At 55.7% G+C, this 21,715-nt stretch carries 20 protein-coding genes and 2 tRNA genes; 3 read left to right on the forward strand and 19 right to left on the reverse strand.

The annotated features are described in order from the left end of the window. Positions 1–46 precede the first annotated feature (46 nt). The 9 genes from rimP to rlmE form a co-directional block, all read right to left on the reverse strand. Positions 47–505 (reverse strand): ribosome maturation factor RimP, encoded by a 459-nt coding sequence (gene rimP / locus V6L79_RS24055; RefSeq protein ID WP_019825918.1) that lies wholly within the window; start codon positions 503–505, stop codon positions 47–49. A 140-nt stretch (positions 506–645) separates the two neighbouring features. Further along, positions 646–722, reverse strand: a tRNA-Met gene (locus V6L79_RS24060). A gap of 96 nt (positions 723–818) precedes the next feature. Further along, positions 819–904, reverse strand: a tRNA-Leu gene (locus tag V6L79_RS24065). A 28-nt stretch (positions 905–932) separates the two neighbouring features. Continuing rightward, positions 933–1,316 (reverse strand): preprotein translocase subunit SecG, encoded by a 384-nt coding sequence (gene secG, locus V6L79_RS24070; RefSeq protein WP_261739732.1) that lies wholly within the window; start codon positions 1,314–1,316, stop codon positions 933–935. A 2-nt stretch (positions 1,317–1,318) separates the two neighbouring features. Next, positions 1,319–2,074 (reverse strand): triose-phosphate isomerase, encoded by a 756-nt coding sequence (gene tpiA, locus V6L79_RS24075; protein WP_321834576.1) that lies wholly within the window; start codon positions 2,072–2,074, stop codon positions 1,319–1,321. A 66-nt stretch (positions 2,075–2,140) separates the two neighbouring features. After that, positions 2,141–3,478: a phosphoglucosamine mutase gene (gene glmM, locus V6L79_RS24080; protein ID WP_261739734.1), complete on the reverse strand. Its 1,338-nt coding sequence runs from the start codon at positions 3,476–3,478 to the stop codon at positions 2,141–2,143. 16 nt (positions 3,479–3,494) lie between these two features. Beyond that, on the reverse strand, positions 3,495–4,346 hold the full coding sequence (gene folP, locus V6L79_RS24085; RefSeq protein ID WP_321838276.1) for a dihydropteroate synthase: 852 nt from the start codon (positions 4,344–4,346) through the stop codon (positions 3,495–3,497). Positions 4,347–4,354: 8 nt separating this feature from the next. Next, positions 4,355–6,262 (reverse strand): ATP-dependent zinc metalloprotease FtsH, encoded by a 1,908-nt coding sequence (gene ftsH, locus V6L79_RS24090; RefSeq protein WP_261739736.1) that lies wholly within the window; start codon positions 6,260–6,262, stop codon positions 4,355–4,357. Between the two features lie 193 nt (positions 6,263–6,455). Further along, positions 6,456–7,106: a 23S rRNA (uridine(2552)-2'-O)-methyltransferase RlmE gene (gene rlmE, locus V6L79_RS24095; RefSeq protein WP_261739737.1), complete on the reverse strand. Its 651-nt coding sequence runs from the start codon at positions 7,104–7,106 to the stop codon at positions 6,456–6,458. Between the two features lie 107 nt (positions 7,107–7,213). On the opposite strand from rlmE, the gene yhbY reads away from it, so the two are divergent. Next, entirely contained in the window at positions 7,214–7,522 is a 309-nt protein-coding gene (gene yhbY / locus V6L79_RS24100; RefSeq protein WP_261739738.1) for a ribosome assembly RNA-binding protein YhbY, read from the forward strand. A 278-nt stretch (positions 7,523–7,800) separates the two neighbouring features. On the opposite strand, the gene greA is transcribed toward yhbY, so the two are convergent. The 7 genes from greA to grpE form a co-directional block, all read right to left on the reverse strand. Beyond that, the gene (greA, locus tag V6L79_RS24105; RefSeq protein WP_261739739.1) at positions 7,801–8,277 is read right to left on the reverse strand and encodes a transcription elongation factor GreA; all 477 of its coding nucleotides are present in this window, start codon (positions 8,275–8,277) and stop codon (positions 7,801–7,803) included. Then, positions 8,274–11,495: a carbamoyl-phosphate synthase large subunit gene (gene carB / locus V6L79_RS24110; RefSeq protein ID WP_261739740.1), complete on the reverse strand. Its 3,222-nt coding sequence runs from the start codon at positions 11,493–11,495 to the stop codon at positions 8,274–8,276. The genes greA and carB overlap by 4 nt, the downstream gene beginning before the upstream one ends. 113 nt (positions 11,496–11,608) lie before the next feature. Beyond that, on the reverse strand, positions 11,609–12,745 hold the full coding sequence (gene carA / locus V6L79_RS24115; protein WP_261739741.1) for a glutamine-hydrolyzing carbamoyl-phosphate synthase small subunit: 1,137 nt from the start codon (positions 12,743–12,745) through the stop codon (positions 11,609–11,611). Between the two features lie 259 nt (positions 12,746–13,004). Then, positions 13,005–13,811 carry a 4-hydroxy-tetrahydrodipicolinate reductase gene (dapB, locus tag V6L79_RS24120; protein WP_338579597.1) on the reverse strand — a complete coding sequence of 269 codons (807 nt, stop codon included), beginning with the start codon at positions 13,809–13,811 and terminating at the stop codon, positions 13,005–13,007. Between the two features lie 10 nt (positions 13,812–13,821). Next, complete coding sequence (gene dnaJ / locus V6L79_RS24125; protein ID WP_261739743.1) at positions 13,822–14,946, reverse strand: molecular chaperone DnaJ; 1,125 nt, start codon at positions 14,944–14,946, stop codon at positions 13,822–13,824. 320 nt (positions 14,947–15,266) lie between these two features. Beyond that, positions 15,267–17,183: a molecular chaperone DnaK gene (dnaK, locus tag V6L79_RS24130; protein ID WP_261739744.1), complete on the reverse strand. Its 1,917-nt coding sequence runs from the start codon at positions 17,181–17,183 to the stop codon at positions 15,267–15,269. 100 nt (positions 17,184–17,283) lie between these two features. Further along, positions 17,284–17,838 (reverse strand): nucleotide exchange factor GrpE, encoded by a 555-nt coding sequence (grpE, locus tag V6L79_RS24135; protein ID WP_261739745.1) that lies wholly within the window; start codon positions 17,836–17,838, stop codon positions 17,284–17,286. 252 nt (positions 17,839–18,090) lie between these two features. Here grpE and recN point away from each other — a divergent pair, with 252 nt between their 5' ends. Then, positions 18,091–19,773, forward strand: a complete 1,683-nt coding sequence (recN, locus tag V6L79_RS24140; RefSeq protein ID WP_261739746.1) for a DNA repair protein RecN — start codon at positions 18,091–18,093, stop codon at positions 19,771–19,773. 96 nt (positions 19,774–19,869) lie between these two features. Here the strand turns inward: recN and fur are convergent, their stop codons facing one another. Further along, positions 19,870–20,283 (reverse strand): ferric iron uptake transcriptional regulator, encoded by a 414-nt coding sequence (fur, locus tag V6L79_RS24145; RefSeq protein WP_019825889.1) that lies wholly within the window; start codon positions 20,281–20,283, stop codon positions 19,870–19,872. Positions 20,284–20,381: 98 nt separating this feature from the next. Between fur and V6L79_RS24150 the strand changes: the two genes are divergently transcribed. Beyond that, positions 20,382–20,909 carry an outer membrane protein assembly factor BamE gene (locus V6L79_RS24150; RefSeq protein WP_261739747.1) on the forward strand — a complete coding sequence of 176 codons (528 nt, stop codon included), beginning with the start codon at positions 20,382–20,384 and terminating at the stop codon, positions 20,907–20,909. A gap of 57 nt (positions 20,910–20,966) precedes the next feature. Here V6L79_RS24150 and V6L79_RS24155 read toward each other — a convergent pair whose 3' ends face one another. Both V6L79_RS24155 and V6L79_RS24160 read right to left on the reverse strand, forming a co-directional pair. Beyond that, the gene (locus V6L79_RS24155) at positions 20,967–21,284 is read right to left on the reverse strand and encodes an RnfH family protein (RefSeq protein ID WP_261739748.1); all 318 of its coding nucleotides are present in this window, start codon (positions 21,282–21,284) and stop codon (positions 20,967–20,969) included. Next, on the reverse strand, positions 21,277–21,711 hold the full coding sequence (locus tag V6L79_RS24160) for a type II toxin-antitoxin system RatA family toxin (protein WP_261739749.1): 435 nt from the start codon (positions 21,709–21,711) through the stop codon (positions 21,277–21,279). Before V6L79_RS24160 ends, V6L79_RS24155 begins: the two co-directional genes overlap by 8 nt. Positions 21,712–21,715 lie beyond the last annotated feature (4 nt).

Genomic DNA, 21,715 nt, shown 5'->3' on the forward strand with positions numbered 1-21,715 from the left:
GTACGCCTCGCCTTTCGCAAGCCATTGGATCCGCGGGATCCGCGTCTCAGTCAAAACTGGGAATAATGTTGGCCTTGTCGATCATATCGATCGGCAACAGGAATTCATGGTCTTCAACTTGCACCACAATGTCCTGCTCCTCTACGCCGCGCAGAAGGCCCTGAAAGTTGCGTCGCCCTTCGAACGGGGAACGCAGCTTGATCCTCACTTGCTCACCGGCAAATTTCGCGAACTGCTCAATAGTGAACAGAGGGCGTTCCATGCCAGGAGAAGAAACTTCAAGCGTGTACTCAACAGCGATAGGATCTTCGACATCCAAAACGCCGCTGATCTGACGACTGACAATTGCGCAGTCATCTACCAGTACGCCGCCTTCCTTGTCGATATAGACACGCAACATTGAATGGCGGCCTTGAGCCGAAAATTCAATACCCCAGCATTCATAGCCAAGGGCCACGATCACCGGGGCCAACAAGTCCTGCAACTGTTCTAGCTTGCTCGACACCTGAACCCCCTGTGCATGTTTGTGCATGCTGTGCAAAATGAAAAAATGGGCGAAGCGCCCATCTCTGAAACGTCGTTGAATACCGACGCTATAAAGTGTCCAGTTAACAAAAAGCCCCTAAGAAGGGGCTCCGCTAAAACTGGTTGCGGGAGCCGGATTTGAACCGACGACCTTCGGGTTATGAGCCCGACGAGCTACCAGACTGCTCCATCCCGCGACAAAGCTGGAGCGGAAGTATACGGTTGATCCTTTTCAGGGTCAATCCAACCTTCCACATACAAGAAAGCCCGCTACTGCGGGCATTCTTGATAATTGGTACCGAGAAGGGGACTCGAACCCCTACACCCTATGGGCACAACCACCTCAAGGTTGCGTGTCTACCAATTCCACCACCTCGGCAATACTACGTTACATCATGAAACCCGTTTTACTTTTGCTCTTGAGCTGGAGGTACGTCAGTCGCAGGGGTTGCCGACTTTTGCTCATGAAGCACCGGAACATCATCTGAAGCCGGCTTTTGCACTGGAACTTCCAACACCGCTGGATTTGGCAAACCTACTTGAGTCAGCTGTTCAGCTTTCTCTTTAGCAAAGTAACCTAACCCTAAGCTGGTTATGAAAAAACCTGCGGCAAGTATAGCAGTAAACTTACTAAGAAAGGTAGAGGAACCTTGGCTTCCGAACACAGTATTTGATGCACCTGCGCCGAAAGATGCTCCAGCATCCGCTCCCTTGCCCTGTTGCAGCAAAACCAGGGCAATTACACCCAATGCTGTCAGCAGATGAAACACAGTTACGACGTTATCCAGCATTTTCAGTTTCCTGCGGCACGAATGATCGCACCGAACTCATCTGCATTCAGGGAAGCCCCGCCAATGAGTCCCCCATCGATATCCGGCATGCTGAACAGTTCGACCGCATTGGCCGCCTTCACGCTGCCGCCGTATAGAAGCCGCACACCTTGTGCCACTTCAGAATTCTTTTGCGCCAGCTGTGCGCGAATGGCCGCATGCACATCTTGCGCTTGCTGTGGTGATGCGGTCAGTCCGGTACCAATGGCCCAGACCGGCTCGTATGCAATCACAGCATTTACAAAAGCATCAATGCCAAACTCGTCAATCACGGCATTCAGCTGACGCCCTACCACTTCAAGCGTTTGCCCCGCTTCGCGCTGCTCCAGGGTTTCCCCTATACACAACACTGGCGTCAAACCAGAGGCTTGAGCCGCTGCAAACTTGCGATTGAGTGTCTCGTCCTGCTCACCCAGAATCAGGCGACGTTCGGAGTGCCCCACAAGCACCAGCTTGCAACCTGCGTCTACCAACTGGCTCGATGAAATCTCGCCAGTCAGAGCGCCCTGCCCCGACTCCACTGCAGCATCCTGAGCACCGACCGAAATCGCTGCGCCTTGCAAGCCATTGATAACACGATCAATAAACAGCTGAGGCGGAAATACTGCAACATCAACATCGTTCGGCAAGACCAGACCACGCAGACCGTCGATCAGCTCAGCGACGCTGGCGCGGGTACCGTGCATCTTCCAGTTACCAGCTACCATAGTGCGACGCATGCTTTACCTCGTCGGTCAAAGTGGGCGCAGATGTTACCCAACCACATCCGCGCTGGCAAGCCGAATTCAGGCACAAACTTCACTTACCAGTTTTGCCAGCTCTTCGGCGTAGCCGCGAACCATGTTTTCGTCGTCGCCTTCGACCATTACACGCACCAAAGGCTCTGTTCCCGACTTGCGCAACAAGACACGGCCGCGACCGTTCATGGCCTCGGTGACGCGCGCGCAAGCGTCTTTAACAGCTGGATGCTCGACAGGATTAACCCCACCTGCAAACCGTACGTTCAGCAGAACTTGCGGACACTTGCGCAACGCCTGGCGCGACTGTGCAAGGCTTTCATCGCGACGACGCAAAGCCAGCAGCACCTGAAGTGCAGCAATGATCGCATCGCCGGTTGTAGTGTGCTGGAAGCACACGATATGCCCGGAATTTTCCCCGCCCACCAGCCAGTTACGCTCCAGCAATTCAGCGATAACGTAACGGTCACCTACATTGGCGCGCACGAACGGAATGCCCAGGTCAGCCAATGCCAGCTCAAGCCCGAGGTTACTCATCAGCGTACCGACAACACCACCCTGCAACTTGCCACGCTCGTGCAAATCACGCGCAATGATAAACAGCAACTCATCGCCATCAACCACGGCACCGGTATGGTCAACCATAAGAACCCGGTCGCCGTCGCCATCGAAGGCAATACCCAGGTCCGCGCCTTCAGCCACCACGGCAGCCTGCAGTTGACCCATATGAGTCGAGCCGCAGTTGTCGTTGATGTTCAGGCCATTGGGCTGAGCCGACAGCACAATAACTTCCGCGCCCAGCTCTTTGAAAACGCTCGGAGCAACCTTGTAGGTAGCACCGTGAGCACAATCGAGAACAATCTTGAGGCCACCGAATTTGGTACTGCTTGGCACACTGCTTTTGCAGAATTCGATATAACGACCCGGAGCGTCATTGATACGCGACACCTTGCCGAGCTTGTCGGATTCAACAACCGTCATCGGAGCGTCAAGCAACTCCTCGATCATCAACTCGACGTCATCAGGCAACTTGGTGCCATCACCGGAAAAAAACTTGATGCCGTTATCGTCATGGGGATTGTGCGAAGCACTGATCACGATGCCCGCTTCCGCATGGAAGGTGCGCGTCAGGTAGGCGATAGCCGGTGTAGGCATAGGCCCCAGCAACATCACATCAGCCCCGGCAGCCGACAAACCCGCTTCAAGCGCAGACTCGAACATGTAACCCGAAATACGGGTGTCCTTGCCTACCAGAATCCGGCAAGCGCCCTTGCTGCGAAACGCCATGCCCGCCGCCCAACCCAACTTGAGCATGAAATCAGGGGTAATCGGATAAACGCCGACCCGACCACGAATACCGTCGGTGCCAAAATACTTCTTTGTCATAAGTGCTCCATCATTCTTAGTCTGCGGAATCTACCGCTGCGATCATCCGTACCACATCAACTGTTTCGGCAACATCATGGACACGCAAAATACGCGCCCCCTTGGTCATCGCCAAGGCTGCAAGAGCCAGACTGCCATACAGCCGCTCTGCAACTGGCCGGCTCAACGTCTGCCCGACCATACTTTTACGTGACACACCCACCAGCAAAGGCCGCCCCAGCAAATGCAGGGCTTCCATATGTTTGAACAGGCTAAGGTTGTGCTGCAATGTTTTGGCAAAGCCGAACCCCGGATCCAGCACGATGCGCTCAGGGCCAATACCGGCAGTGGCACAGCGCGCCATGCTATCGACCAGAAACGCAGAGACTTCGCCCACCAGGTCATCGTAATGCGGATTGTCCTGCATATCGCCCGGCTCACCGAGCATATGCATCAGACATACCGGCAATCCCGTGGCCGCAGCCGCCTGCAAGGCGCCTTCACGGCGCAGCGAGCGCACATCATTGATCAGCCCCGCACCCAAACGCGCAACCTCGGTCATGACCATTGGCGCGGATGTATCGACCGAAATAATGACGTCCAGTTCCCGACTTATGCGCTCGACAACAGGCGCAACCCGATCCAGCTCTTCCTGCTGCGAAACCACAGGAGCGCCGGGGCGCGTTGATTCACCGCCAACATCAATCAGAGTTGCACCGGCAAGAACCATCGACTGCGCATGGCGCAAAGCCGCATCCAATGCAGCAAAGCGGCCGCCATCGGAGAAGGAATCAGGGGTGACATTAAGAATACCCATAACATGCGTATGGGCCAAATCAAGAACCCGGTTGCCGCAAGGCAACCGGGTTGAGGACTGAACAGAAGTCATTTCAAGCCTTATTGATCAGCAGCAGGGCCGCCGATAGGTGTTTCCGGGCGCTCGGTTTTATCCAGCGTTGGGGCAGTCGGGGTACCCGAGTTGCCGCCTTCCCAGTCACGCGGCTCACGCGGCGGACGACCCGCCATGATGTCGTCGATCTGATCAGCATCGATCGTCTCGTACTTCATCAGCGCATCAGCCATTGCATCGAGCTTGTCACGGTTTTCAGTCAGTATCTGCTTGGCAGTGTTGTAGCACTGGTCAATGATGCTGCGCACTTCGGAGTCGATCAGCTTGGCTGTGTCGCCGGACACACTTGCCGACTGACCACCGCCACGCCCCAGATAAGACTCTTCATCTTCGGCATACATCAGTGGGCCGAGCTTCTCGGACAAACCCCACTTGGTAACCATGTTCCGCGCAATCTGGCTCGCACGCATGATGTCATTGGACGCGCCAGTGGTAACACCGTCAAAGCCCAAGGTCATCTCTTCAGCGATACGACCGCCATACAGCGAGCAGATCTGGCTGATCAGCGCACGCTTGGACAGGCTGTAACGATCCTCTTCCGGCAGGAACATGGTCACACCCAGCGCACGACCACGCGGAATGATCGAAACCTTGTAGACCGGATCATGCTCAGGCACTACGCGACCAACGATAGCGTGACCCGCTTCGTGATACGCCGTGTTGCGCTTTTCCTTATCCGACATGACCATCGATTTGCGCTCGGCGCCCATCATGATCTTGTCCTTGGCCAGCTCGAACTCTTTCATTTCAACAACACGCTTACCGGTGCGCGCTGCGAACAAGGAAGCTTCGTTCACCAGGTTGGCCAGATCAGCACCCGAGAAGCCCGGAGTACCACGTGCAATAACGCCCGGCTGGACATCATCGCCCATTGGCACTTTACGCATGTGAACCTTGAGGATCTGCTCGCGGCCACGAATGTCCGGCAAACCAACCACAACCTGACGGTCAAAACGGCCTGGACGCAGCAGCGCAGGGTCAAGTACGTCAGGACGGTTAGTGGCGGCAATCACAATGATGCCGTCGTTCATCTCAAAGCCGTCCATCTCAACCAGCAACTGGTTAAGTGTCTGCTCACGCTCATCATGACCGCCGCCCATACCGTTACCACGGTGGCGACCGACAGCATCGATTTCATCGATGAAGATGATGCAAGGAGCATGCTTCTTGGCTTGTTCAAACATGTCACGAACACGGCTTGCACCGACGCCCACGAACATTTCAACAAAGTCGGAACCGGAAATCGTGAAGAACGGCACCTTGGCTTCGCCCGCAATCGCCTTGGCGATCAGGGTTTTACCGGTACCTGGCGGGCCAACCATCAGCACGCCACGAGGAATACGACCACCCAGGCGCTGGAACTTGCCCGGATCACGCAGGAACTCAACCAGCTCACCCACTTCTTCCTTGGCTTCGTCGCAACCCGCTACGTCAGCCAGAGTCGTTTTGACCTGGTCTTCCGATAACAGCCGCGCCTTGCTCTTGCCAAAGCTCATCGGTCCGCCCTTACCGCCGGCACCGCCCTGCATTTGACGCATGAAGAACATGAAGACTGCGATGATCACCAGAATCGGGAAGCTCGCAACCAGCAGTTGAGTCCAGATGCTTTGTTGCTCAGGCAATTTGCCTTCAACGGTCACATGGTTATCCACCAGGTCACCGATCAAACCGTTGTCCTGAATAGCCGGACGGATGGTTTTGAAGGTATCCCCATCGCTGCGTTTGCCGGTAATCACGTAGCCATCCACGGCAACGCGCTCGACCTTGCCATCCTTAACTTGCTGGATGAAGTCGGAATAGTTGAGGGTTTGTGGCTCGTTTGGACTGGAGAAGTTGTTCATCACTGTCACCAGGACAGCAGCGATGATCAACCACAGGATCAGATTCTTTGCCATATCGTTCAATTAGCTACCCTCTGAAGCACAAGCCCCGCTACTGAAGCGTGCTTCGCATGATATTCACCGGCATAACTTACTACATTGCCTACAACCCTTGCAGGCTCCGTCTGTAACCCTTTGTGAAACTTTGACTACACAATATTCGTTATGCCAGATCTGTAAAGCGATTCAAAAAAAACTATCGCCCCGGTCAAAGACGCTCATCACTGGCAGAACCATCAACTCCACGGAAGCCGCGCCCCAGCAAATACTGCTCGCGGGACCTGTCTCGTGACGACGACGGCTTGCGCATCTGTACCTTGTCAAACAGCTTGCGAATGTCTTTGTGGTATTGATCGAAGCCTTCACCTTGGAAAACTTTAATCAGAAAATCACCACCAGGACGCAGGACGCGACCGGCAAGATCCAGTGCCAACTCGCACAGGAACATCGCCCGAGGCATGTCCACAGCTGCCAATCCACTCATATTGGGGGCCATATCTGAAATCACAAGGTCTACTTGTGTATTTCCGACAGCCTCGAGGATCTGCGCAAGCACTGCGTCCTCGGTAAAATCGCCCTTGATGAAGGTCACATCAGGGATGCTGTCCATGTCCAGGATGTCGGAAGCGATCAAGCGACCTTGGCCACCGATCAGACGACTGGTTACCTGTGACCAGCCACCCGGGGCAGCACCCAGGTCAATAACCGTCATGCCTGGACGAATCAGACGATCACGCTCCTGGATCTCCAGCAATTTGTAGCTGGCACGCGAGCGATACCCGTCTTTTTGCGCCATTTTGACGTATGGATCGTTGAAATGCTCTTTCAGCCAGTTAAGGCTAGTCTTGGAACGGGCCACGGGCCACCTCAAAAATTTTAAACGGGTTGTGATTAACCGGGCGGTCTCGGACTCGCTCGGGTAAACTGGCCGCCGCTTTTTACAAGATCAGACACAGGGGTCAGATTATGCCGCTCACTCAAGAGCAGAAGAAACAGTACAAATCCATTGGCCACCATCTGAAACCAGTTTTGACTGTGGCTGATAATGGTTTGACTGAAGGTGTTTTAGCCGAACTCGAACGCGCATTGGGCGATCACGAGCTGATTAAAATCAAAGTCAACATTCTGGATCGCGAATCCCGCCTGGAGGCCGTCGCACAAATGTGCAAGGCCGGCAAAGCGGAACAGGTACAGGTTATCGGCAAAATGGCGCTTCTGTACCGTAAGAACGTCAATGTAAACAAGCAACTGTCGAACATCCATCGCTTCAAGTGATGTCGACAAGGGTCAAGGGTGCGCCTGGCGCGCCCTGAAACTCTTCCAGGGTTAAACCCGAGAGTTATGCAAGAACTGCCCGCGCAACGCATCAGGCAGCCAGAGACGCCCAACGCACGACCTCCCCACCCGCTACCTGCCTTTTCAAACAGCAACGCTGCCAGCCGTGTTCAGGCCAGCACCGGCAAAAATTCTGTGTGCAACAACCACAAGCTACCAACCCGGAACACCCGGGTCGGCCGCCAAAAAAGTGCGCCCGCACAAGGCGGGCACACTTCTTAGATGTGACTTACTTTAACAATCTCGTACTCAATGACGCCGCCCGGTGTTTTCACCGCAACCACGTCACCCTCTTCCTTGGCGATCAAGGCGCGAGCCAATGGCGAGCCAACGGAGATTTTTCCGAGTTTGAAGTCAGCTTCGTCTTCACCCACGATCTGATAGATCACGCTTTCGTCAGTTTCAACGTTAGCGATCTCAACCGTCGTGCCGAAAATCACCTTGCCGGTATGAGGAATCGCCGCCACATCAATCACCACTGCATTCTGCAGACGGCCTTCGATATCACGGATACGAGCCTCAGACATACCCTGCAGCTCACGAGCAGCATGGTATTCAGCATTTTCCTTGAGGTCGCCCAACTCACGCGCCGTACCAATTTCCTTGCTCAGCTTTGGCCGAACAACCTTGGTCAGGTGTGCAAGCTCTTCTTCCAGGGCTTTATGGCCCTGGACAGTCATCGGGTACTTGATCATGACTTCAATCCTGCGTGTAGATCCTGCAAGCGACGTACGGTTTTTTCAGGACCGAATTTAAGCGCTTCACAGATCGCTTCGCCAGCAGCAATGGTCGTGGTGCAGTAGATCTTGTGCTGCAGCGCGTTGCGGCGAATGGAGTAGGAGTCAGCAATCGACTGACGACCTTCGGTGGTGTTGATGATCAAGGTAACTTCGTCGTTCTTGATCATGTCGACAACGTGCGGACGACCTTCGGTCACCTTGTTCACGCGGCGTACTTTCAAGCCTGCTGCTTCGATGAACTTGGCAGTACCAGCAGTCGAAACAATCTCAAAACCCAGGTTGATCAGGTCGCGAGCAACACCGGCCACCAAAGGCTTGTCGTCGTCACGCACGCTGATGAAAGCAGTACCGCCTGTTGGCAGCACTTCGCTTGCACCCATCTGAGCCTTGGCAAACGCTTCGCCGAAGGTATCGCCCACACCCATCACTTCACCGGTGGACTTCATCTCAGGGCCGAGAATCGGGTCAACACCCGGGAATTTGGCGAACGGGAAGACCGCCTCTTTCACGCTGTAGAAGTTAGGAATGATTTCCTTGGTGAAGCCGATTTCTTTCAGGGTTTTACCGGCCATCACGCGGGCAGCGATCATTGCCAGGGAAACCCCGATGCACTTGGATACGAAAGGAACGGTACGCGAAGCACGCGGGTTCACTTCGATCACGTAGATATCTTCGCCTTGCAGGGCCAACTGCACGTTCATCAGGCCGACAACGCCCAATTCCAGAGCCATTTTCTTGACCTGTTCGCGCATCTCGTCCTGGATGTGCAGCGGCAGCGAGTACGGCGGCAGCGAGCATGCGGAGTCACCGGAGTGAACGCCCGCCTGTTCGATGTGCTGCATGATCGCGCCGATCACCACATCTGTACCGTCGCAGACAGCATCCACGTCCATTTCGATGGCGCAGTTAAGGAAGTGGTCCAGCAGCACTGGGCTGTCGTTGGACACTTTCACCGCGTCACGCAGGTAGCGCTTGAGCTCTTCTTCTTCGTAGACGATTTCCATCGCACGGCCGCCCAACACGTAGGAAGGACGAACAACCAGCGGGTAACCAATCTTGCCAGCAGCACGAATTGCTTCGTCTTCGCTGCGCACAGTGGCGTTAGGCGGCTGACGCAGGTTCAGACGCTCAACCATCTGCTGGAAGCGCTCACGGTCTTCTGCACGGTCGATGGCGTCAGGGCTGGTGCCGATGATCGGCACGCCAGCTTCTTCCAGGGCACGAGCCAGTTTCAGCGGAGTTTGGCCGCCGTACTGGACGATCACGCCTTTTGGCTTCTCGACACGTACGATTTCCAGCACGTCTTCCAGGGTTACGGATTCGAAGTACAGACGATCCGAAGTGTCGTAGTCGGTGGAAACGGTTTCCGGGTTGCAGTTGACCATGATGGTCTCGTAACCGTCGGCACGCAGCGCCAGAGCGGCGTGTACACAGCAATAGTCGAACTCGATACCTTGGCCGATACGGTTCGGGCCACCACCCAGAATCATGATCTTGTCACGATCCGAAGGGTTGGCTTCGCACTCTTCCTCATAGGTGGAGTACATGTAAGCAGTGTCGGTTGCAAACTCGGCCGCGCAGGTATCAACGCGCTTGTAGACCGGGAACACTTCCAGCTTGTGACGGTGGCGACGCAGGTTTTTCTCGGTCACACCCAGCAGTACGGCCAGACGTGCGTCAGAGAAACCTTTGCGCTTGAGGCGATACATGGCATCGCGATCAATCGAGGACAGCGCCATGGTCTTGATTTTCTCTTCGTCCTTGATCAGATCTTCGATCTGTACCAGGAACCAAGGGTCAATCATGTTCATGCCGAAGATATCTTCAACGGTCATACCGGCGCGGAACGCGTCAGCCACGTACCAGATACGCTCGGCGCCCGGCACGGTCAGCTCGCGCTTGAGCACGGCCATGCTTTCCGGGTTGCTCAGGTCCAGCTTTGGATCAAGACCGCTTACACCCACTTCCAGACCGCGAAGGGCCTTTTGCAGGGATTCCTGGAAAGTCCGGCCAATGGCCATGACTTCACCTACCGACTTCATCTGAGTCGTCAGGCGCGCATCTGCCTTCGGGAATTTTTCGAAAGCAAAGCGCGGCAGCTTGGTCACAACGTAGTCGATGGACGGCTCGAAGGACGCAGGCGTGGCGCCGCCGGTGATTTCGTTTTGCAGTTCGTCCAAGGTGTAACCGATCGCCAATTTGGCAGCGATACGCGCAATCGGGAAACCGGTAGCTTTCGATGCCAGCGCCGAGGAACGCGATACACGCGGGTTCATCTCGATCACGACCATACGACCGGTGTCCGGGCAGATACCGAACTGAACGTTGGAACCGCCGGTTTCAACGCCGATCTCACGCAGTACCGCCAAAGAGGCGTTACGCATGATCTGGTATTCCTTGTCCGTCAGGGTCTGTGCCGGAGCAACGGTGATCGAGTCACCGGTGTGCACGCCCATCGGGTCGAAGTTTTCAATCGAGCAAACGATGATGCAGTTGTCCTTCTTATCGCGGACAACCTCCATCTCGTACTCTTTCCAGCCGATCAGGGATTCGTCGATCAGCAGCTCTTTGGTTGGCGACAGATCCAGACCACGAGCGCAGATTTCTTCGAATTCTTCACGGTTGTAAGCAATACCGCCACCGGTGCCGCCCATGGTGAAGGACGGACGGATGATGCACGGGAAACCCAGCTTTTCGAGGACCGCATTGGCCTCTTCCATGCTGTGGGCGATACCGGAACGTGGGCAGTCAAGGCCGATGGACTTCATCGCCTTGTCGAAACGCGAACGGTCTTCAGCCTTGTCGATGGTGTCAGCGTTAGCGCCGATCATCTCTACGCCGAACTTCTCCAGAACGCCTTCGCGCTCCAGGTCCAGTGCGCAGTTCAGTGCAGTCTGGCCGCCCATGGTTGGCAACAGTGCGTCCGGGCGCTCTTTCTCGATGATCTTGGCAACGGTCTGCCACTTGATCGGCTCGATGTAGGTCGCGTCGGCCATGTCCGGGTCGGTCATGATGGTGGCCGGGTTGGAGTTCACCAGGATGACGCGGTAACCCTCTTCGCGCAGGGCTTTACAAGCCTGGGCGCCGGAGTAGTCGAATTCACAGGCCTGGCCGATAACGATCGGGCCAGCGCCAAGAATCAGGATGCTTTTTATGTCTGTACGTTTTGGCATGGGTTTGTCACTCAAATCCGCAGGTCAGTCGGCAAGCTGTCAATCAGGTTCCTGAAGCGCCCTGGGGGCCACCGAAGTTCGGGGCCGCCACCGGGCGCTGCAGCAGGGGCTGATCAGCGGCGCTTGGCCATCTCATTGATGAAGCGATCGAACAGCGGTGCAACGTCGTTCGGGCCCGGGCTTGCTTCAGGGTGGCCCTGGAAGCTGAAAGCGCTCTTGTCGGTCAGTTCGATGCCTTGCAGAGTGCCGTCGAACAGCGACTTGTGGATGGCGCGCACGTTGGCTGGCAAGGTCGCTTCGTCTACCGCAAAACCGTGGTTCTGGCTGGTGATCATCACAACGCCCGTGTCCAGATCCTGAACCGGGTGGTTGGCGCCGTGATGGCCATGACCCATTTTCACGGTCTTGGCGCCGGCGGCCAGAGCCAGCAGCTGGTGACCCAGGCAGATGCCGAACACCGGAATCTCGGTATTCAGAACTTCCTTGATCGCGGTGATTGCGTAGTCGCAAGGCTCAGGGTCACCCGGGCCGTTGGACAGGAACACGCCATCCGGGTTGAGAGCCAATACGTCACTGGCTGGAGTCTGAGCTGGAACCACGGTAACGCGGCAGCCACGCTCAACCAGCATGCGCAGGATGTTCCACTTCACGCCGTAGTCGTATGCAACTACGTGGTAAGGCAGTTCGCTGGCTTCGATAGTCGGGTGACTGTCGGTGGCCAGGTTCCAGACGCTGGAGCGCCACTCGTAGGTTTTTTCGGTGCTGACAACTTTCGCCAGATCCATGCCTTTCAGGCCCGGGAAGCCGCGTGCGGCAGCAATTGCAGCCTCTTCGGAGATGTTGTCACCGGCCATGATGCAGCCGTTCTGCGCGCCTTTTTCACGCAGGATGCGTGTCAGACGGCGGGTGTCGATACCGGCGATAGCCACAACGTTGTTGGCTTTCAGGTAGTCGGCCAGCGACATCGTGTTGCGCCAGTTGCTGGCAACCAGTGGCAGATCACGGATTACCAAACCTGCGGACCAGACACGATCAGACTCGGCGTCTTCCGGGGTAGTACCGGTATTGCCAACATGCGGGTAAGTCAGGGTCACGATTTGCTGAGCGTAGGAAGGATCCGTCAGGATCTCCTGGTAGCCAGTCATTGCGGTGTTAAACACCACCTCACCAACGGTTTGACCGTCGGCCCCAATGGCTTCGCCGCGAAAAATGCTGCCATCAGCGAGGGCGAGTATGGCTTGCTTAGTCAAGAAGACCTCCCGTAAATAAAGCCTGAAAGGGCGATCGCAGGTTGTAAAAAAGCGGAGAGACGTATGGACACGTCACCCCGCTTCTTCATCGAATTATCTGCGCGCTTTTAGTGGACACACTAAAGCTGTAGCTTACAGAAAAAGGCTTTTTTGGTCTACCGCTAAAGAGTCTAAAAGACAGGAGAATGCGACAGAACATCGCTTAGCGGTTAAAAATCGGGCTACTGGCGCGCCAACAGCCCGATTTTACAGAGTTTACTCAACGCAGGTCGAGCACATCCTGCATGTCATACAGCCCTGGCTCACGCCCTTGCAGCCACAAGGCAGCACGAACGGCACCCTTGGCGAAGGTCATGCGACTGGATGCCTTGTGGGTAATCTCGAGCCGCTCGCCTTCAGTGGCGAACAGCACCGTGTGATCGCCCACCACATCACCGCCGCGCACAGTGGCGAAACCAATGGTTTCACGCTCACGGGCACCGGTATGGCCTTCACGACCATAAACCGCGACCTTCTGCAGATCAAGACCCAGCGCATCAGCAATCACTTCACCCATGCGCATAGCCGTACCGGAAGGTGCATCGACCTTGTGCCGGTGATGAGCCTCGATGATTTCGATATCCGCATCATCGCCCATCACCCGCGCCGCCATGTCGAGCAGTTTGAACGACAGATTGACCCCGACACTGAAGTTGGAAGCAAAGACAATCGGGATATCCTGACCCGCCTCGACCAACTGCTGCTTTTGCTCAGCCGTCAGCCCCGTAGTGCCAATCACCATTGCTTTGCCCAGCTCGCGACACACAGCCAGATTGCCCAGCATCACTTCGGGCAGAGTGAAGTCGATCAGTACATCAAAATCAGCTTCGACCGCTTGCAGGCTGTCCGACAACAGCACCCCGATACGCCCGATAGAAGCCAGCTCACCGGCATCAGCCCCCACCAGCGAGCTTCCCGGACGCACGATTGCCGCCTTCAACCCGCACAGAGGCGAGCGCTGTTGAACCGCATCAATCAATGCCTTGCCCATGCGCCCGGCAGCGCCCATCACAGCTATACGTCGCATTTACTGCTCCTTACAGGTCGCCGAAAAAACGCTTCACGCCTTCGAACCAGCCAGTGGCGTTTGGCGAATGACAGCTATCGCCTTCCAGCGTAGTGCGGAACTCTTCCATCAGCTCACGCTGACGACGACTCAGCTTGACCGGAGTTTCAACCACAACACGACACATCAGGTCGCCTGCACCACCGCCACGCACCGGAGCAACGCCCTTGCCACGCAAGCGGAACTGCTTGCCGGTCTGGGTGCCCTCAGGGATTTTCAACTTGACCCGACCATCCAGGGTCGGCACTTCAAGCTCTGCACCCAAAGCAGCGTCAGCCACGCTGATCGGCACTTCACAGAACAGATGCTTGCCGTCGCGCTGGAAAATCGCGTGCTCGCGCACATCGATCACCACGTACAGATCGCCAGTCGGGCCACCTTGCACGCCCGCCTCGCCTTCACCGGACAGGCGAATACGATCACCGGTATCAACACCGGCAGGCACTTTGACGGAAAGGGTTTTGTACTCTTCTACGCGACCTTCGCCACGGCAGCTGTCGCACGGATCAGAGATGACCTTGCCTTGACCGTGGCAACGCGGACACGTCTGCTGAACAGCAAAGAAACCTTGCTGCATGCGCACCTGGCCAATACCGCCGCAGGTTGTACAGGTAACAGGCGAAGAACCCTTCTTGGCGCCCGAACCGTCACATGGCTTGCAGTTGACCAGTGTCGGAACACGGATATTGACCGTGGTACCGCGCACAGCCTCTTCCAGATCCAGCTCCAGCGTATAGCGCAAATCGCTACCACGCTGAGCGCCGCCCCGGGAGCCGCCACGACCACCGCCAAAGAAATCACTGAACACATCACCGAATATATCGGAGAAGTTCTGACCGCCAAAACCGGCACCGCCGCCGCCCATTTGCGGATCAACACCGGCATGGCCGTATTGATCGTAGGCCGCACGCTTGCTGGAGTCCGACAGAACTTCGTAAGCTTCGTTGGCTTCTTTGAACAGATCTTCCGAGGCCTTGTCATCCGGATTACGGTCCGGGTGATGCTTCATCGCCAGGCGACGATAAGCTTTTTTCAGCTCGACTTCGGTCGTAGTGCGTTCAACACCCAATATTTCGTAATAATCGCGCTTTGCCATAATTCTTTGCACTCTCAAGGACGTTCGACAAAACCCTCCCGAGCCTCGCCAAACCCGCCAAGCCCGAAAAGGATCAGACCCGACTCACGTCTTTTCAACGATATTGGTTTGTGTTTAACAGCCAATGCATTGGCCGACAGGAGCGGTTACCTCTGGCTGGAAAACAAGAAAGATCCAGTCCAAACCGCCAGCATTCGACCTTGTCGCATGCTGTAAAAATTCTGATACTCCAGACACGCCAACGCGGGAGCAAGCTCCCGCGCGGCGACATCCTACCAGTCACCGCTCAAGCGCGGTCAACTGGGCGACAAACAAGCGTCTTACTTGTTGTCTTTTACTTCTTCGAACTCAGCGTCGACAACGTCGTCCGCTTTTTCAGCCGAATCAGCTGGCTTGGCCGCTGCGTCTGCCGGGTTCGCCTGCTCGGCGTACATTTTCTGTGCAACCGGTGCAGACACCTTGGACAGCTCTTCAACCTTGGCTTCGATAGCAGCCTTGTCGTCGCCTTTAACAGCGGCTTCAAGTGCAACTACAGCAGCTTCGATTGCAGTTTTCTCTTCCGCAGTCACTTTATCGCCAGCATCGACGATCATTTTGCGCGTCGAGTGAACCAGTGCGTCGCCCTGGTTACGTGCAGCTGCCAGTTCTTCGAACTTGCGGTCTTCTTCAGCGTTGATCTCGGCATCGCGAACCATCTGAGCGATTTCTTCCTCGGACAGACCCGAGTTAGCCTTGATCACGATCGACTGAGACTTGCCAGTCGCCTTGTCTTTTGCACTTACGTGCAGGATGCCGTTGGCATCGATGTCGAAGGTCACTTCGATCTGAGGCACGCCACGTGGAGCAGGTGGAATGTCAGCCAGGTCGAACTTGCCCAACGACTTGTTCTGTGTGGCTTGCTTACGCTCACCTTGCAGAACGTGAATGGTCACAGCGCCCTGGTTATCGTCAGCAGTCGAGAACACTTGCGATTTCTTGGTAGGAATCGTGGTGTTTTTCTCGATCAGAGCAGTCATTACGCCGCCCATGGTTTCGATACCCAAAGTCAGCGGGCTCACGTCCAGCAACAGAACGTCTTTAACATCACCCGACAGTACCGCGCCCTGGATAGCAGCACCCATTGCAACAGCTTCGTCCGGGTTCACGTCTTTACGTGCTTCCTTGCCGAAGAACTCGGTTACCAGCTTCTGTACCAGCGGCATACGAGTCTGACCACCGACCAGAATTACGTCGTTGATCGCGCCAATGTCGATACCGGCGTCTTTCAGAGCGATACGGCAAGGCTCGATGGTGCGCTGAACCAGGTCTTCAACCAGCGATTCCAGCTTGGCGCGCGAAATTTTCACGTTCAAGTGCTTAGGACCGGTGGCATCTGCAGTGATGTAAGGCAGATTCACGTCAGTCGATTGGCTCGAAGACAGTTCGATCTTGGCTTTTTCAGCGGCTTCTTTCAGACGCTGCATCGCCAGCGGGTCACCCTTAAGGTTCATGCCGCTTTCTTTCTTGAACTCGTCAACCAGGTAGTCGATCAGACGGATGTCAAAGTCTTCACCACCCAGGAACGTGTCACCGTTGGTTGCCAGCACTTCAAACTGGTGCTCGCCATCAACTTCGGCAATTTCAATAACCGATACGTCGAAAGTACCGCCACCCAGGTCATAAACGATGACAGTGTGGTCGCCTTTCGCTTTGTCCATACCGTAAGCCAGAGCAGCTGCGGTTGGTTCGTTGATGATGCGTTTTACGTCCAGACCCGCGATACGGCCGGCGTCTTTGGTCGCCTGACGCTGGCTGTCGTTGAAGTAGGCCGGAACGGTGATTACCGCCTCAGTCACTGGCTCGCCGAGGTAATCTTCGGCGGTTTTCTTCATTTTCTTCAGAATTTCAGCCGAGATTTGTGGCGGAGCCATTTTCTGGCCGTTCACTTCAACCCAAGCGTCGCCGTTGTCAGCCTTGGCGATCTTGTACGGAACCATCTGAATGTCTTTCTGTACAACTTCTTCGTCAAAACGACGACCGATCAGACGCTTCACCGCGTACAGGGTGTTATGCGGATTGGTCACTGCCTGACGCTTGGCCGATTGGCCAACCAGAATTTCACCATCGTTAGCGTACGCAACGATCGACGGCGTAGTACGCGCGCCTTCTGCGTTTTCGATAACTTTTGCCTTACCGTTTTCCAGAACCGAAACACACGAGTTAGTGGTCCCGAGGTCAATACCGATAATTCTGCCCATGTTTACTCTCCCTAAATTTGAATTTTTTTGCCGCAGCAGTAATGACCAACTGCGGCATTACTTAACGCTTGACTTCTAAATGGGGGCCTTGCGGCCGATTTCAAGCCTGCTCGTCAATCGATGGCGAAACCGGCGCTGGCGCCTTGCTGACTACGACCATAGCCGGGCGCAGCAAGCGACCATTGAGCTGATAACCTTTTTGAAACACCTTGAGCACGCTGTTTGGCTCAAGCTCAGCGCTTTCCTGCATTGCCATCGCTTGATGCTGCTCGGCATTGAAAGGTTCGCCATGCGGGTCGATAGCTTCCAGCTGATAACGCTTCAGGGTGTCCTGGAACATTTTCAGGGTCAGTTCGATCCCTTCGCGCATTGGACGGATGTTTTCATCGTCCGGGCTGGACAGTTCAAGACCGCGTTCCAGGCTGTCGATCACCGGCAACAGGTCACCGGCGAATTTCTCCAGTGCAAACTTGTGTGCCTTCTCAACATCCTGCTCGGCGCGACGGCGAACGTTCTGCAGATCGGCAGCTACGCGCAGAGCCTGATCATTAGCGGCTGCCAGCTGCTCTTCAAGCACCTGCACGCGGGTTGCCAGATCTTCACCGGCTACATCGGCTTCCTGGTTCTGCGTATCCATAGTCTGTTCGTCTGCCATAGATTTCTCCTTTCAAACTTCGTCCGCGAGCTCGACTCGCGCTTGTGCCAAGGTATATGGGGTCGCAATTCTCAGGTTCAAGAGCCAAAAAACCAGAAAAGACATGTTTGCCCTCCCTCGCCCCACTCGCAAAAAAAACGGATCGCGCTAAAAAACCGAAAAAAACAAGCAAATCGAACTAAGCACAACCATTGTCAGCACGAAACAAAACACTGTATAAATAACCAGACATTACGTTTTGGAGCGGCTCCTATGCTGGTGCACCTGTCCGTACACAACTACGCCATCGTTGAACATCTCGATCTCGAACTGGATCGCGGGATGAGTGTAATCACTGGTGAGACCGGTGCCGGCAAATCGATCATGCTCGACGCCCTGGGGCTGACCCTGGGTGACCGCGCCGACAGCGGCGTAGTCCGTCCGGGAGCCGACAAGGCCGATATTCTGGCCACTTTCGACCTGCAGGATATTCCCGAAGCCCGGGCCTGGCTTGCCGAGCGCGATCTGGAAGGCGACGGCCCGTGCATCCTGCGCCGGGTCATCACTGCTGAAGGCCGCTCACGCAGCTATATCAATGGCACGCCCTGCCCTCAAGGCGACTTGAAAGCCTTGGGCGAGTTGCTGATCGATATCCACAGCCAGCACGAACACCAGTCGCTGCTCAAACCCGACACCCACCGTCGCCTGCTCGACGAGTTCGCCGGTGCCACCGACCTGGCCCGCCAGGTGCAACTGGCCGCGCAGCGCTGGCGCCAGACCCGACAAGAGCTTGAGCACCTGTCCAACTCCGGCGATGAACAACGCGCGCGCCATCAATTACTGAGCTACCAGCTCGAAGAGCTTGAAACACTTTCACTGGGTGAAAACGAACTCGAAGAGCTGGAGCAGGAACACAAAAATCTGACCAACGCCGAAACCCTGCTGACCATTTGCCGCCAAGTGGTTGAACAGTGCAGCGAAAGTGACTCAGGCAATGTGCTCAATGCGCTGACCGCGAGCCTCAATCGTCTGTCGAGCATCAACAACAATTCGGGCTCACTGGGTGAAGCAACCGACCTGCTGGCCAGCGCGCAGATTCAGGTCGAGGAAGCCGTAGGTGAACTCAATCGCTTTATCGACCATTTTGACGCCGACCCGGGCCGCCTGCAGTACCTGGAAGAACGCCTCGACACCATCTACACCCTGGCGCGCAAACACCGGGTTCACCCGACTGAAGTAGCCGCCCTGCTGCAAAAACTGCTGGATGAGCTCGAAACCCTCAACGCCAACGATGAAAACATCGAACGCCTGGCCAATGAGCTGACGTCCTATGCCCGCCACTATCACGAATGCGCACGCGAACTCAGTAACCTGCGCAGCCAAGCGGCTACACGCCTGAGCAGCGCGGTAGAAGAAGAAATCCAGCGTCTGGGCATGCCCGGCGGCCGCTTTGTGATCGAACTGCGCCCACAAAGCAGCAGCGACCCGATGCCTCACGGCCTGGAGCAGGTCGAGTTGCTCGTGAGCGCCAACCCTGGCCAGCCACTCAAGGCCCTGGCCAAGGTTGCTTCTGGCGGTGAACTGTCGCGGATCAGCTTGGCCATTCAGGTGATCACCGCACAAACCTCCCGCGTACCGACTCTGGTGTTCGACGAAGTGGATGTGGGTATCGGTGGCCCGACTGCAGAAATCGTGGGGCAACTGCTGCGCCGTCTTGGCGAGCGCGGTCAAGTGCTGACGGTCACTCACCTGCCGCAGGTGGCTGCTCAATGCCACCAGCACCTTTTCGTGCATAAGGTTCGCGAGAGCGATACCACCCGCACTGCCGTGGCCAAACTGAGTAAAAAAGAACGCGTGGAAGAAGTCGCACGCATGCTCGGCGGTGTTGATCTGACCAAGGAATCGTTGGCCCACGCCAAAAAAATGGTCGTCACTGCAAAAAACCTGGCAGCTTAACGACGAACGATCATAAAAAGACCGACATCAGAAAGCACGAAGGCGGCCCTTGGGCCGCCTTCGATCGTTTCGCGAACCGTAATTCGCGTGACATGCTTACTTGGACTTCTTGCGCACGTACAGCACCAAGTTGTGATCCACCAACTCAACACCGTGCTTGGCTGCAATGGCGTGCTGCAGTTTTTCGATGTCTTCGTCGAAAAACTCGATCACTTCACCGCTGTCCACGTTGACCATATGGTCGTGGTGGCCGCCATCGGCATCAGCCAATTCAAAGACCGCATGACCGCCATCGAAATTATGGCGAATCACCAGCCCCGCTGACTCAAACTGGGTCAGTACACGGTAAACCGTGGCCAGACCGACGTCTTCGCCAGCTTGCATAAGTGCCTTGTAAACATCCTCGGCGCTCATGTGACGCTGCTCTGCAGAGTCAAGCATCTGTAGAATTTTGACTCGTGGCAGAGTCACCTTAAGTCCGGCCTTACGTAGTTCGCTATTTTCAACCATGGTTAGCTTTCTCGCGGAAGCCGCTTCGCAGCTTCTCTTAATACGGGTATGATCGGCGTTTACGTTGTCCCAGCCAAGATAGTGGAAGTCGCCCACCGATGCAAAACACCAAGCTCTTGCTAACCAGTTTCACCTTTGTGGGACTGCTCGCACTCGCCGGTTGTTCATTCCCCGGGGTTTACAAAATCGACATCCAACAGGGCAATGTCGTCACGCAGGACATGATAAACCAGTTACGCCCGGGAATGACCCGTCGGCAAGTGCGGTTTATCATGGGCAACGCCCTGCTGACTGATACATTCCACCCTGATCGCTGGGATTACCTGTATAGCCTGCAGCCCGGTGGCGGTGAACGCCAACAGGAACGCGTCAGCGTGTTCTTCAACCAAAACGACCAGCTCGTTAGCTTGTCAGGCGATTTCAAGCCTGGTGTAAGCCGCGACGAAGCCATTCTCGGCAAAACCGGCGGCACAAACGTGACCGAACCGGCAACTCAAGCCCCAGTCGAGAAGAGTGATGTACCAGCCAAACCTGGTTCGTTGCTTGACCAGATCCAGAAGGACGTAGACGGCGTTGAAGCCGTACCGGTTCCTACGCCACAGCCTCTGGATACCACCGAACAATAAGCGTTCGGCACAAAAAAGCCCGGCATGCCGGGCTTTTTGTTGTCTGCAATATAGCAATCAGAGCTGACTCAGTCGTTTGGCCTCTGCCGCTTTAGCCGCACGCTGGCGTCGAATCTCTTTAGGGTCAGCCAGCAACGGGCGATACATCTCGATCCGGTCACCCGCCTGCAATAGCCGAGTTTCAGGATCAGCCACCTGCTTGCCGAAAATCCCCACCGGACAACTCGCCAGGTCCAGCTCGGGGAACTCCCGCCCCATACCCGATGCCAATACCGCCGCGCGCACAGTCGTGCCTTGCGGCACAACCACGGTCAGCAGGCACTGGCGATCGACTGCGGCATAAACCACTTCAACCTCAATCACAGGCTCAGCCATACAATTGTTTGGCGCGCTGGCAGAATGCATCCACCAGCGTATTGGCCGCCTGATTGAACAAGGGGCCCAAGGTCGCTTTGACAATGGCACCGGCGTAATCAAACGTCATGTCCAGGCTGATCTTGCAAGCCTTCTCACCGAGTGGCTTGAACACCCATAGACCGTGCAGCTTGGTAAATGGCCCTTCTTCAAGGTTCATTTCAATGGATTGCCCCGGCACCAGCGTATTGCGCGTTACAAAGTGCTGGCTCAAGCCACCTTTGGCCACGCCCAGGCTGGCACGCATCAGCACCTCAGTGCTTTCCAGGATTTGGGCAGATGAGCACCACGGCAAAAATTCCGGGTAATGCGCAACATCATTCACCAGGTCATAAAGCGCCTGGGCTGGATAAGGCAACAAGGCGGAGCGTTGGATATGGGTAGTCATGTCA

The sequence above is a fragment of the Pseudomonas sp. ML2-2023-6 genome, assembly GCF_037055265.1.
Lineage (GTDB): Bacteria > Pseudomonadota > Gammaproteobacteria > Pseudomonadales > Pseudomonadaceae > Aquipseudomonas > Aquipseudomonas kulmbachensis.